This is a genomic window from Marivirga sp., assembly GCF_051117495.1.
Lineage (GTDB): Bacteria > Bacteroidota > Bacteroidia > Cytophagales > Cyclobacteriaceae > Marivirga.
The window spans coordinates 113,183-128,359 of sequence record NZ_JBNPEF010000018.1 but is presented as its reverse complement, the minus strand read 5'-3'; the positions used below and the strand labels follow the sequence as shown (position 1 = coordinate 128,359).

At 36.5% G+C, this 15,177-nt stretch carries 6 protein-coding genes; 3 read left to right on the top strand and 3 right to left on the bottom strand.

Annotation, left to right across the window (positions count from 1 at the left end; translation table 11 throughout):
* The first annotated feature begins 168 nt into the window (after positions 1–168).
* Positions 169–1,527 carry an NADP-specific glutamate dehydrogenase gene (gdhA, locus tag ACFE0M_RS10295; protein WP_434545678.1) on the top strand — a complete coding sequence of 453 codons (1,359 nt, stop codon included), beginning with the start codon at positions 169–171 and terminating at the stop codon, positions 1,525–1,527.
* Between the two features lie 75 nt (positions 1,528–1,602).
* Here the strand turns inward: gdhA and ACFE0M_RS10290 are convergent, their stop codons facing one another.
* The gene (locus ACFE0M_RS10290) at positions 1,603–1,821 is read right to left on the bottom strand and encodes a hypothetical protein (protein WP_434545677.1); all 219 of its coding nucleotides are present in this window, start codon (positions 1,819–1,821) and stop codon (positions 1,603–1,605) included.
* Positions 1,822–1,977: 156 nt separating this feature from the next.
* Between ACFE0M_RS10290 and ACFE0M_RS10285 the strand changes: the two genes are divergently transcribed.
* Positions 1,978–3,453 (top strand): DUF5687 family protein, encoded by a 1,476-nt coding sequence (locus ACFE0M_RS10285; protein ID WP_434545676.1) that lies wholly within the window; start codon positions 1,978–1,980, stop codon positions 3,451–3,453.
* Between the two features lie 4 nt (positions 3,454–3,457).
* The gene (locus ACFE0M_RS10280) at positions 3,458–4,171 is read left to right on the top strand and encodes an ABC transporter ATP-binding protein (RefSeq protein WP_434545675.1); all 714 of its coding nucleotides are present in this window, start codon (positions 3,458–3,460) and stop codon (positions 4,169–4,171) included.
* A 2-nt stretch (positions 4,172–4,173) separates the two neighbouring features.
* Here the strand turns inward: ACFE0M_RS10280 and ACFE0M_RS10275 are convergent, their stop codons facing one another.
* Positions 4,174–5,151, bottom strand: a complete 978-nt coding sequence (locus ACFE0M_RS10275) for a PorP/SprF family type IX secretion system membrane protein (RefSeq protein WP_434545674.1) — start codon at positions 5,149–5,151, stop codon at positions 4,174–4,176.
* A gap of 2 nt (positions 5,152–5,153) precedes the next feature.
* A complete protein-coding gene (locus tag ACFE0M_RS10270) occupies positions 5,154–15,026 on the bottom strand; it encodes a gliding motility-associated C-terminal domain-containing protein (RefSeq protein WP_434545673.1) in 9,873 nt (3,290 codons plus the stop codon).
* Positions 15,027–15,177: the final 151 nt, after the last annotated feature.

The window sequence follows — 15,177 nt, the reverse complement described above, 5'->3', positions numbered from 1 at the left end:
TAAAATAGAAGAAACTACTTTGCCTTTTCTAGAAGCGATATTTTTCCGAATGAATTTCAATTTAAAGACAAAACTATAAATTTTTGAAGCAACAAACGTACACAGAATCTGTTTGGTTTAATAATTTTTCCCATATTTAATAATCCAAAATCCTTCAACTTAATTTTTATGTCTGAGAACGAATTATTAGAGCAAATAAAAAAGCGAAATCCTAACGAACCGGAATTCATTCAAGCGGTGGATGAAGTGATTTCTTCCATTGGAATAGTTTTTAAAAAACATCCTGAATATCACCGTTTGAAGCTCTTGGAAAGAATGGCTGAACCGGAAAGGTTAATTTCATTCCGAGTGAATTGGTTGGATGATAATGGGGATGTCCAAGTAAATAGAGGGTTCAGAGTTCAAATGAACAGTGCCTTAGGCCCGTATAAGGGAGGTTTGAGGTTCCATCCTTCAGTTAACCAAAGTATTCTCAAATTTTTAGCTTTTGAACAAATATTCAAAAATGCATTGACTGGCTTGCCTCTGGGTGGTGGTAAAGGCGGTGCCGATTTCAATCCCAAAGGAAAATCCGATGCTGAAATCATGCGGTTTTGCCAAGCTTTTATGGGGGAGCTTTACCGTCATATTGGTCATTTTACGGATGTCCCTGCAGGGGATATAGGTGTGGGCGGAAGAGAAATAGGCTATTTATTTGGGGCATACAAGAAAATGAAAAACGAATTTACAGGAGTACTAACTGGAAAAGGCAGAGAATGGGGCGGCAGCTTAATCAGACCAGAAGCTACAGGTTATGGGCTAGTTTACTTTTCTCAATACATGTTAGAAAAAATTGACGATAGTTTGAAGGACAAAAAATGCATTGTTTCAGGCTCTGGCAATGTGGCTCAATTTACATTGGAAAAATTAATAGAATTGGGTGCTAAACCAATTACGGCTTCGGATTCTTCAGGATACATTATAGATGAAGAAGGAATTGACACCGAAAAACTAGAACATATTAAGCAAATTAAAAATATTAATAGAGGCAGAATTTCGGAATATCTAGAAAAATACCCCGATGCTAAATATGAAGAAGTAGATGGTGAAAAAGACCATAACCCATTATGGAAAACTAAAGCTGATTGCGCTTTTCCTTGTGCCACTCAAAATGAGATCAACGAAAAGGATGCTGAAAACCTCAAAAAAACTGGTATAAAACTACTAACCGAAGGCGCCAATATGCCATTGACTCCTGAGGCAATTGATATCATCTGCGAATCTGAAATTTTATACGCTCCAGGCAAGGCTACAAATGCTGGCGGTGTGGCTGTTTCAGGATTGGAAATGAGCCAGAATAGAATCGGAGTTTATTGGTCGAGAGAAGAGGTGGATGAAAAGCTGAAAAATATTATGAAAGACATTCATGATAATTGCGTGAAAACTGCTGAAGAATATGAGCTTAATCAACATGATTATTTAGCTTCGGCTAATATTTTCGGTTTTTTAAAAGTGGCAGATGCTATGAAAGCACAGGGCGTTATTTAAATATAATTAAGCTGTCATTACATTTTAAATATATGGAGAAAATCCTTTATTATGTCATGACAGCTTAGCATGTTTTTAATCAGGGTCTCCACTGCATTTACAAGTTCTAGTACTTCCCGAAGTGGATGTGATCCCTCGTTTATAACCATTGTTCTCACAGCATTCTTGACAGTCTTCAACATAAGTTACAGGATCGCTAGATGCACCCACACAAGCATCAATTTCTTCCCCACCACAAGAGCTGTAAAATAATCCAAATGCAACTAAAATAACTGTAAATGATAATCTTCTCATAATAATATAGCTTTGTTTCTATACTCTATCACAATTTTTCGAACAAAATCAGGTCATTATTTTTAGACAAATAAAAATATCCCAATTATCAAATAATCCTTTGAAAATTTTGGGGATTCTCCTAGCTTTCACATTTACTGTCAACTCTAAACAATAATGAACTGGATATTAAAGCATCAATGGTTAAGTTTTAGACGATCGCCATCTTTTGAAAAAGACATTGGCATTAAGATTTTTCTGGCACTTCTTGGATTTTTAGTCTTAATGAACCTGATATTTGTGAGTGCCAATTTGAATGAAACCTTAGCGGCTTTGGGAGTAGAATCTGAACCTGCTCAATTGGTGAATCAATTTTTACTCTATTATTTCATAAGTGAATTAGCGATAAGGTATATTATGCAGACAGTTCCGGTTTTGGACATTGAACCTTATTTGCATTTGCCTATTGGAAGAAAGTTAATTACCAGATTCTTGGTTTTTAAATCAATTATCAACCCTTATAACCTGATTGCACCTGCCGTTTTCATCCCACTAACCATTAGCACCTTTATTCCTGCTATAGGAATGGAAAAATCATTAATATGGCTAGCTTTCACGCTTATCTTGTCACTTTGCCTACATTTTTTCAATATTCTTTTGAAGAAAAAATTGGAAAGTAAAAATATAGTTTGGGTCATTTTCGCTTTAATAATCGTAGTAAATTATGCAGGTAATCAATATTTTAACTTTACTTTAATCCCATTGGGAAATTGGGCCATTGCCATTTATAATTCACCTTTACTTTTGCTGATCCCTGTAGCTTTATTAGGCTATTTGATTTACACTAGCTATCAGTTTTTTAATCAGAATCTTTATGTAGAAGATTTATTTGATGCCAAAATGATGTCAGGGGAGAAAATAACCGGTAAACTTAGCAACTGGGAAAATAAAGGATTAACTAATACTTTAATTGTTCAAGAGCTCAAATTAATCCTACGACACAAAAGGAGTAGGTCAAGTATTATGATGGCAGGAATATTCCTATTCTACCCATTATTTATTTTCAGTATGGGCAGAGAAACGCAACAATCTAGCGCTATGGCTATTTTTGTCAGCATCTTTTTCACTGGAATATTTATTATTCAATATGGTCAGTTTTTATGGAGTTGGAATACTAACCAAATGGATTTCTTCTTGACCAAAATTAATCCCTATACCCATTGGGTAGAATCCCGATATAGGCTTTTAATTTATTCTGTAGTGATTACCGCGGTACTTTCATTGCCCTACTTTTACTATGGTTATGAACTTATGATGATTATGGGAGCCACGGCCATTTATAATGTAGGAATTAACAGCATGTTGATTATGCGGATGAGTCTTTGGGGACCCAAACCAATTGAATTGGATAAAAGCTCTATGATGAACTATCAGGGGGTAGGAGCGGCACAATTTGTAGTAGGAATCCCACTGATTGTAGGCCCAGTGGCAGTATATGCTATATTTTCAAGCATTTGGAACGGACAAATAGGTGTTTTAGCTATTGCATTAGCGGGGCTAATTGGTTTAATTTTTAGAAAAGCCTTTTTCAATTCGATTGCCAAAAAATTAAAAAAAGAAAAATATAAACTCATTCACGATTTAACGATATAGAACTGTGATCAAAATTAACAACCTTCAAAAAAGCTATAAAAAAATATCGGTTTTAAATATTCAAGAAATTGAAATTCCTGAAAGACAATCATTTGGATTGGTAGGGAATAATGGCGCAGGGAAAACCACTCTTCTAAGATTAATGCTTGATCTAATTCGAGCCAGTGAAGGAGAAGTCATAATCGATGGACAAGCTGTTAATAAAAGCGAGGAATGGAAGAACTTTACCGCCTCTTTCATAGATGAGAAGTTTCTCATAAGCTATCTGACGCCCGAAGAATATTTTCAATTTATTTCGAAAATTAGAGGAGTAAGCAAGGGCGATTTAGATCAGCACTTGGATTTATTTGAATCGCTTTTCAATGACGAAATCTTTGGAAAGAAAAAATACATCAGAGATTTATCAAAAGGAAATAAGAAAAAAGTTGGCGTTGCGGCAGCTCTTTTAGGAGATCCAAGGCTTGTTTTGTTAGATGAACCATTTGAAAATTTGGATCCGACCAGTCAAATCCGATTGAAGAAGATCATCCAACAATTTCAGGCTGAAAAATCAGTAACTTTTGTAATCTCTAGCCATGACCTCAATCATGTTACCGAAATTTGCGAACGCATCGTGATATTGGATAAAGGAGAAATAGTCAAAGATTTAAAGGTTACAGATCGTACTTTACAGGAATTGACGGACTATTTCGGGGAGAATGCGGAGATTAAACCTTAGTTTTATAACCAAAATGAATCAGGGCATATTATTTTTTTCTGTTTCTTTTTGAATTTAAAAGTCATGGTGAGTTCATGACTTCCTCCGCTATATGGTCCAATATCTGAGATGATAAAATCATAGGAATAGGTAAAAGCAAAATCTTGCATGGCAGAAAATCCTATTAACCCACTAAAGCTATCATCTTGCCTAAAAGAAGCACCGAACCAGAAATTATCTGACTTTTGAGCTCTAATGTTTAAATCAAAATGGCCGGAAGCAGGCCTAATAGATTTAAACAATACTGAAGGTATTATAAACCAATCAGAAGTTTCAGGACCGATATCTAATTTGTAGCCTAAATTAGCAAAATAGTGTGCCTTCAAATCAAAAGTTTCAATCTCTCTCTCCCCAGTAGGCATAAACATGGTAGTATTACTGATAATCTGTGTAATGGAAGCTCCAAAATAAAATTTATCACTGTATAGCCAAATACCAATAGACCCATCAGGAGCAAATCTATTCGGGATTAAACGATCTATAATCACATCATTAGCATTTTGGAAATTCAGCTTTCCCATATCTATTGAATGTTGTAAAACGCCAATGGATGCACCCACAGCACCACTTAAATTAGATGTAAATGGATGTTGATAAGCATAATTAATGTGGGCTGATGTTTGGCTTACTGGCCCAGTAATATCCTTTATCAAAATAGCCCCAAAACCGTGATGACCTCTTTGCCTCATAGTGGTTTGAAAAGGCATTTTTTTAAATGGTGCATGATAAGTGGCAAAAACGGTCTGTGGAGCATCCTGAAATCCAATCCACTGTACTCTACCGCCAATTTTAATCTCATCCAGGTTCTGTGACCCTGCAATTGCAGGATTAATCAAAAATTGATTAGTGGCATATTGAGTATATTGAGGCCTTTGCTGAGCATAAGCATTCTCAGATATTAACCCAATAATGAAAATCGATATAATTATTAATCTATTCAAATTTAGTATAATATAGTTATAGTTCCTGTTACTGCTTCATATCCATCTTTCAGGTCAATAACATAATAGTACACTCCTGGTGGCAATAATTCACCATTAAAGAAACCGTTCCAAGGTTCATTATATCCTATTGAGAAAAATAATTCCTTACCCCATCTATTATAAATTTTGATTTCAGCATCAGGATATTCCTCAATGGCGGGTAATTCCCACACATCATTTACTCCATCTCCGTTAGGAGAAAATACATTTGGTGGAAGCACTGGAGGTCTTACGATAACCGTAACTGAATCTACATCAGGACAACCATTAATAGTTAATCCATCCACAATAAAAGTGGTCGTTTTTTTCGGGCTTACTTGGATTCTTGCATTTCTTACATCACTTTGAATAGAAACATCATTTCGCCATATAAAGTTGGTGCCATTGGTTGCTTCCAAGATTCTTGTATCCCCTTCTCTAATAGAGATATCATTCCCAGCATCAATAGGTTCATAAGGGACTACTTTAGCAGTACCAGGTGGTGTAGTTTGTGGACATAAGCCTTGTAAATCTACAATTCTTGCTCTGTAGTAAGTGTCTTCCTCTGGATAATCAATAAGCTCAGTACTTGATACTCCCAAACTAGTCCAATCATTTAAATCTGTACTTATTTCCCAATCCAAAATTTCATAATTACCAGGCTCTAAGCTAACTACTACAGAATCTCCTATGCAAACAGGGCTAGGATTTACAATAGTATTTCCATCATATTGATAATTTAAGATATTGACCACATACTCATTGGACATAGCCTCAGAATTTATAGCGCATTTTGCATCTGAAATTAATTTTGTTCTTATTACATCCTGATCCTCAAGCAGGGTGCTATCAAATTCATTGCCTACAAATTCCCCATTTATATACCATTCAAATTCTGGGTTATCTCCCTCATTTTCAAGAATAAGATCAATGAACACATCTGTGTTCTCACAGACCATATCAGGTCCCGAAATACTAATTTCAGAGAAAGCAGATGGCTCAACTGTAATGGTTTTCAATAATTGATTGGTATTACAAATAAAGCCATCAATATTTATAGCCACCTCTTTTACTCCAGTGGTTTCCCAAAACAGTTCGTATGGACCAAAACCCGAACCACTGATTACTTCAGCACCATCAAAATCCCAGGAATAACCATTTATATCCAAGCCTTCATTAATGAAATTAACGGTTGCAGTTTGATGTTGACAGATAGAATCTGATTCGACTTCTAAGTTATCAATACTAAATACATTCAATGTATGATAGGCGGTATCAGAAGGGCATCCATTTCTATTCGTAACTACAAATAAAGTCTTTTCGCCCCCATCTGTCCAACCCAATTCGTAGGTTTCATTCCCTAAGTCATTAATGGTACTTACCCCGTCAAATCCCCAATCATAAGTTGTCCCACTGATCAGACTATCTGCAAAATTGATGTTTGCAGTACCTTCCAAACAAATAAAATCAGGTGCATTAATTGAAGCTTCTGGTTTTTCCCTAATTTCTATGGTGGTTGTATAGGTATCTTGGCAACCATTTTCCAAAACACTTAGAGAAACTTCTATAGAACCTGCTTCATCCAACAGTAATTCAAAGTCAGCTTCATTTTGAGTTCCAGTATTCCCATTATAATTATAATTCCAAGTGACAATACTAAAAGGTGAAATATCCCAATTAGGCACCAACATTAAGTTATCATCTTGACACATGAAGTCATCCGTTTGGAAAGTAGCATCCGGTAGTTGTTTTACATTGACTTGAAAAGTACTATCCCTAATACAACCTTTATTATTAATACTAACAGTCACATTTTTTATTCCTAATGTATTCCAAGTCACAAAATAATCTTCACGGGTATTACTTATTTTAGTAACCTGACTAGGATTATCAAAATCCCATTCCAGTTCACGCCCATTTACAATTGGTAAAGTAAATACAATCCTAGAGCTGTCATTTGAACATATTTCAGTATCAGCTGAAACACTAAAAGGTATTCTATCCCCTACGTTTATGACCATGGTAGTATCAAAATCATTACAAAGCGACCCATTTATGCTAAAATTCACTAGCTTTTCCCCAGTAGAATTATAACTATAGGTAAATTCTGTGGAATCAGCATTTGCATTAAGAACATCGACACCTTGGAAATCCCAGCTCCAAGTTGCATTAGGATCGAAAAACTCTGGGTTTATTGATGCCATTCCAATGGAATCAAGACATAAATCCGTATCAATGAATAGAGTAGATGCAGAATTGTCATAGACTTGGACAGTTTGGAAAGTAGTATCGGAAATACATCCGCCATCTTCCACTACCAAACTTAATTCTTTAAGTCCCGGTGATGGCCAACTTACTTCAAAAGTAGAATCATTTAATTGAGTAGGTATTCCATCTGCCCAATCCCAAACTAATTCACCTCCATCCGAAGTAGTACCAGTATAGGTAATGTTGGTAAGGTCGCCCAGACAATTTTCTGTAGCTTCTAAATCAAAATCAGAAGTAGGTTTTTCTCCAATAATAAAACTACTTTCAAATTCATCATCATTACAAGTTTCACCTGTTATATTTAATTTGATAACTTTAGTACCGGTGGAATTATAAGTAATTTCAAATAATGAATCTGCCACAATTTCATTTACTACATCCCCAGACTCCAAATCAAAATCCCAATCATAAGTAGCGCCAGGTTCTACTACCCCAGTAAACCAAACACGGGTAATAGCTCCTTCACAAAGCTCATCATTTGCGGATGATAATTCAAATTCTGCCAAGTTATTTACGGCAAGAATATCTGTAAAAGATTGGCTTCCACAATTTTCATTGGTTACAGTTAATGTGATTTCTTTTCTTCCGGGAGTGGTATAAACCAAATCATAATTTTGAGTTGACCCTATTTGAGTAGCACTTTCCCCAGCCGTAGTATCTATATCAAAATCCCATTCAAAAGTATCATTAACCAAATCATTATCACCAGTATAAGTAATGGTACCAGTTGCCTCTCCAGTTACTTCATCTAAGCAAAATAAAGGGATATCAAATGAAGGATCGGGAGAGTTAAGTACTCTTATAGTTCTATTTCTAGTAGTTATACAACCGTTTTGTGAAGCAGAGACCATAACTGTTTTATCTCCAATGTTTTCCCACATTGCCGTAATTCTACTGCTATCCTCATTTGCATTAACAATGACCCCATCAGCTCCTAAATCCCAAGAATATTGAAAGGCAGAATCCGGATCGTTAACCGCAAGTTCTTGTTCAACAAATTCACAAATTGTGGCGGGCAATCTAAAGTCCACAGTTGGGGATGGGTAAATTGTGATTGTTGGTAAACTGATAGTGTTTTCACATCCGTTTTCTCCAATAATATCTACAGAAATGTCATAATCACCTGGAGTATCCCAAACTACTTCGTAAGCTTCTTGTCCTGATAACTTTGAAACTGAAACCGCATCATCAAAACTTGTTCCCCAGTCATAATCGGCAAAAATACTGGCTGCACCAGCGCCACCATAGCTTACCAAAGTAGTTTGACCGACACAGCCAACATCTACTGTTATTTCTCCAAGAGGAGTAGGCTCAACTTCAACATCAAATTCGCGGGTAATTTCACAATTTCCATTAGTCAAGGTAAGTGCTACTGTTTTAATACCTGGGGTTGACCATGTAATATTATTTGGATTGCTAATATCCCAACTTCCATCAATACCAGGGTCAATATTGACCACATCATCTGTACCTAGATAAAACACTAATTCATCAAAAGCACATACAGGTCCTTGGTCAACAGTGAAATCATTTGGTCCTGCAAAAATTCCAATATCTAAACTTACCGTATTAGCACATCCGTTTCCGTTTGTTACTGCGATATCAATCGTTTTAGAGCCACTAGTACTATAGATAACTCTATAAGCTTGAGACCCGGCCACTTTCGTAGCTGATACCAAACCGGAAGGATCAAAAGTCCAAGTAAATGAGTCTGTAAATGGATCTGCATCTCCAGTATATCTTACAATAAATTCTTCTCCAATACAGAAATTAGTTGGTGCATCATAAGTCATAGTTGGCAATGGTAATACTTCAACATCTACCACAGCTATTGCCGGACAATTGTTATCGTCTTCCACTTCCACTCGGATTTGCTTATTACCTGATGTTGACCATCTGATTACAGATTCTCTGTTTGTAGAGCTAATCTCAGTACCTCCGTCAAGATCAATCACATTAATATTTACGCTTCCTGTATAATTGGTACCTAAAATCCCTGTGTACTCAAATGTGAAATCCTCTTCTATACAAACTGGATTTGGTGTAGCAGTATATACTAAATCTGGAGCAGGGTTTACAGTTATATCATGTGAAATAGCATTATTACATCCTCCTGCTCCAGTAATATCCACGCTAATGGTTTGAGTGCTTACAGTTGGAAATACTAACTCATATTCTTCATTTCCCAAATCAGTTACCGATGCATTTCCAAAATCCCAATTAAAATCAAAATCAGCTATAGTTCCTGTTCCATTATTTATTAAACTAACTGTAATTGGTGCATTTCTGCAGACGTCATCCGGTAGATCAATTTCAAAATCAGGGTATGGTAAAACATTTACTTCACGACTAGCGGTATCAATACAGCCTCCGTTATCCAAAATCAAGTTGATGGTCTTGATGCCTGGAGTTTGCCATTCAACTGTATAATTTCTATCAGGAGTGTTTTCTGTAACATCATTAGCATCATCTTCCATGAAATCCCAATCTACTACTGTTCCGCTCGGCATGCTTCCGTTAAAATTAAAATCCACTGATTCGCCCACACAAACGATATTATCACTTCTAGTGAATGAGGCCACAGGAATTTCATAAACGGTAATTTGATAGTCTTGAGATTCAATACAACCGCCATTATTAACGGTTAAGGTGAAATCTTTTACTCCTGCTGTATTCCAAACTGGAGCGAAAGTTCCATTGTCAGGATCATCATTACTGGTGTCATTTGGCACATCATGATAAGTAATGCTCACCCCGGTTTGACTACTGGATGTGGTGAGTAAACTCATATCGTAGGTAATATTTGCAGTCTCTCCTTCACAAACTTCCCCATCAAAATCGAGGGAAGTATCGGCAGGATCACCTATATTTATTTCAATACTTTCTGTTATATCATTACACTCTCCTAAAATTTCTAATTCTACATTTTTGGTGCCAGCAGTGCTCCAAATCAATTCGTACTCTTCATTTTCAATGATTTCATTTACAGTAGCCCCATCAAAATTCCAATTGAATGTCGCACCGTCTTCTACCACACCTGAAAATCTTATGGTGATTGGGTCATTAATACATCCATTATCCGGAAAAGCATCTAATTGAATAAAATTATAAACGGCATAATCAATCGTTTCAAATTTAACTGGACAACCGCTGCCAGAAACATCTTCTACTTCCAATATGGCTTGTTTAAAGCCCCCATAATCCCATCCATTTATTAGTAATCTTAGTCCATTTGCTGATATTGTTGCTGAAGCATTATCATCATTAGGGAGAAGTTCAAATCCTATTATTTCAACATCAGTCCCTGCTGCTTCAGCCAAAACAATTTCATAAGGATTAGGATCATTTATACATACTTTATCAGCGGCATTTATAGAATATTCAGGGCCTGGAGATACTTCCACCTCAGCAGTTTGTACTTCTTGTCCGCAGTCACCATCTATTGTCAAACTAATGGTTTTGGTACCGGGAGATTCATATTCTATGCTAAAAGTGGTGTCATTTACTTGTTCAAAAATTGCCCCATCACCAAAATTCCAAGTTGTATCAATGTCTGTACTTAATACATCAGGATAAGACACAAACACGGCTATATTTGTACAAGTATTGTTAGAAGATAAATCAAATTCCGGATAAAAATTTACATTGATCGTAAAGGTGGTATCTACTATACAGCTAGTACCACCTTCCATTTCTAAGGTAACTTCTTTTTCACCTGGGCTGTCAAATTCAACCGTCCAGCTATCCGTGCCATCAAAAGCAAAAGTGCCTCCAGCCTGTTCTGTCCATGTGAAATTTGTAATTTCACTGGCATTTCCTAAATAAGTAATCTCAAAAGGTTCGTTTTCACAAATATTTGCTGGAACATCCAAATCCTCCAACTGTGGCAAATAACCAACATTCAAAGTTTGAGTATCCACAGATTGACAAGCATTTGGGGACTGAACTGTTAATATTATATCCTTATTACCTGAATCCGCCCAGCTTACAGTCCAAATGCCCGATCCGTTATAATTTTCAACCGTTCCGCCATCCCAATCCCAGAAATATGAATTATTTGAATCATAATCTGCGGTTAAGTCAATGGTAACAGGTTCTGTTGTGCAAATAGTGCCTAAAGCTGGTATATTAGCTATTGGAGCTGGCAAAACAGTGACGTCTTCAGAAAATTGAATTTGGCAATTTCCATTTGAAATCTCTGCTTCAATCGTATAAGTTTGAGTAGTGCCTGTAACAGGAAATGAAATATCAATATCTCTATTATTGCCTGAAACTTGAGTATAAGTTACGCCAGCAGGCATGGTCCATGTTACCGTATTAGTTGGATCTCCTTGGTATGTGAAATTAGCTGTTTCATTGTCACATATTTGGGTTTCAGTATCCATATTACTGGATGGAATAGGAAAGATTTCTATATCTTGGGTAGTCGTAGCTTCACATCCATTTATGGAATAAGTAACCGTAATGGATTTAGTACCGGTTGTTGACCAAACTGCCTCAAAAACCTCAGGATCACCAGTTGCTGTTTCAGTTCCATTTTCTCCAAAATCGTATCCTATTAGAGTTGCACCATCTAAATCACTATCAAATGTTACCGTTACAGCTTCATTTAAACATGCTTCGGTAGGGGCTGTTATTTCAGGGAGAGGAATAGGGGAGATTTCTATGGTAAAAGTTTCTATTACTGTACACCCATCTTTATCTATTTCCAGAGTAATGGTTTTAATATTATCTGCAGGGTCGTAATTGTTCCAAGTAACATCATAAACTTCATTACCTAAATCCACTATGTTATCGGCATCCTCAAAGGTCCAGTTAAAAGTAGTTCCAGGATCATTAGTATCGCCAGTACCTGTATAAATAAATCTTGCGGTTTCTCCCTCACAGGCAAAGTCAGGATATGTCAAATCAGTTGTTGCAGGAATTAAAACCTCAATTTCGAAGGTTTCTGATGTTACACAACCATCATTATCTATAGATACGGTTACATTTTTTGTACCAGCAGAATCCCATTCTAATTCAAAATCAGTATTGGCATTATTAACATTTATTTGAGACCCTCCATCAAAATCCCAGGTAAAAGTTCCATTTGCACCTGTAGTTCCGTCAAATACAAAGGGCACAGTTTCATCAATGCAAATAGAAGCCGGAATTGCTGGGTCAAAACTAATGATTGGTTTTTCGGCTATTTCGATGGTTTGGGATACTAGTGTGCTCGTACAACCATTTTCTGTTACTTGTAAAGTGACAGTTTTAGTACCAAAAGAACTCCATTGCACATCATAAGCTTCCTGCCCCCCTGATTTCTTTACTGCAGTTCCATCAACTCCCCAATCCCAATCAAACACCAAATCAGGTGAAGATAGGTTTAAATCGGCAGTACCAGTATAAAGTACAACTACATCCTCGTTGGTACAAGCACCTGCCGGTAGGTCGAAGTCTGCAGTAGGTGTTTTGCCAACTTCAACGGTAAAGGTGGTATCAGTATCACAGCCATCTTGGTTGACACTTAAAGTAATGATCTTTGTGCCTAAGGTTGACCAGCTAACATCAAATTCCCTATCAGGATTAACTACATTTGAAACAGTACCTCCATCAAGTGTCCAAACAAGTTCTGCGGATGCATTTGCAGTACCAGTATATTCAAAAGTTGCCACTTGGCCAGAACATACATTAGCTGGAACGTTTACATCCGTGGTTGGGACTGGTAATACTTCAATGGTGAAAGTAGAATCATTAATACAACCACCTTCATCAATTGATAAAGAAATATTTTTGGTTCCGGGCGTATCCCAAACTACCTCAGCATTTAGATCATCTCCAGAATTAATTCCTCCATCAAAGTCCCAATTTATAGTGGCAATTGAAGTATCAGCATTCCCCAAATAGTCAATAAATACAGTGTTTGTAGCACATACACTATCAGGGGCACTATAATCAAGGGTTGGTCTTCGGGTAATATCAATGGTGACAGAATCTATCACTAAACAATTTCCTTCCTCTATTTCAAATCGAATAGTTTTGGTTCCTAAATCCGCCCAACTCACATCAAAATTTCTTCCCGGATCATTTACATTTTCAACCGTACCACCGTCCCAGTCCCAAGTAAATATGGCAGAAGATGTGGCATCACCTGTATATTCCACATTAATGGTTTGGTCTTCACATGCAGTGGCAGGCAAATTTACGCCAGTAGTGGGGACATTATTGACCGTTATTTGAATGGTGGTATCCGCTATACATTCATATTCATTTTCAATTTGTAAGCTTAAATCAAATACTCCATTATCATCGAAAGTAACGGAATAGTCTTTTGTATCTGCACCCGACTCTGATGAAGTGGGGCCAGTTGTTGACCAAAAATATTCAGTCGAACCTCCTGCCGGATCTTCTGAAGCCGAGAAAGTAACTGGATCTCCTTCGCACATTTCCGTTGGTCCTACTATGCCCATTTCCGGATTAGGAAAACCTGAGATCACGATAGTGTCGGCTATATCAAAACATTGTCTTTCACAGGGAGATACAGCTACTCCTTGCACCCAAATTGTATCTGTTGCTTGAAAAATAGTATAATTTAAAACATCGGTATCTGTAGTGTCACCTGTACTCCAAATATAGTAAGATCGATCACCACCTGTTGCAGTTAAAGTAATTTCATCGCCAATACAGCCTTCAGTGGCAGAAGCTTGGATTTCAATGTCATTACCAGCAATAGCAGCAAGATTTAGAGATTCTATAGCGGTGGCATCCAATACTTGATCGAAGTAGCGGATATAATCTACTGTAACGTCAGCAATAGCATCTCTAAATCCACTTTGTCCTCCGCCTTGTGCAGGGTTGAAATATTCGGTATTGTTTTGAAGTGTAAAATCACCTGCTCCTCCGCCAGAAGTAACGGTAAATTGCTCTTCTCCATCAAAATAAACTGTAAGATCGTTCCCGTCAAAAGCAAATGCTAAATTTATCCAGTCGGTGGGTACATCATCAGGATAATTTGGAGATACTTTATCAGTACCACAGGTTCTATTTCCAGAGCCATCATCTAAACAGACAAAACCGTTTTCATCTATTATTAATGAGCCTTTTCCACTTTGGTTGGAAAAATTCATTATCAAAACTGTACCGTCTGGATTTGATGGAGGAATACTATCTATTTTGAATAATAATTCAATTGTATAATTATCTTTATCAAGCAGAGATCCATTATCAACCTCAAGACCTTGATTAGCAGACATGGAATAATGCTTGTTATTGCTGTTTAAACATAATTCTTCTGACTCAATAAAATCACCAGTTCCTCCAATTGGAGTTAATGGTTCTACACCTGTTTCGCCATTATCATTCTCAAAGTCATCTACAAAGTTGTAGCAAGCGGCAGGAACTAATGTGGGGTCATCTGCATCCTGAGACCATGTAAGAAATGGCAAGAGGAATAGGAATAAGGTTGCAATAGTCGTTGATTTTACAAACTTACTTACTGCTATCATACTAATTATATGTTTTCTTAGATGTACAATATGTTTTTTTCGATAAAGCCTTACTTCTTTACTCCATGCATCATTACCTATGTTCCAAATCTTTGCCATATAATTAAAGCTAAACACTATATTTTTGTAAATAAATTGATTAAACTACATAAACTAACGATGTAAGTATCTTATCAGGAATTACATATTAAAACATAACACTAATTTAATATTTTTTTATACAATTCCTATATTTTAATGCTTTACTTTG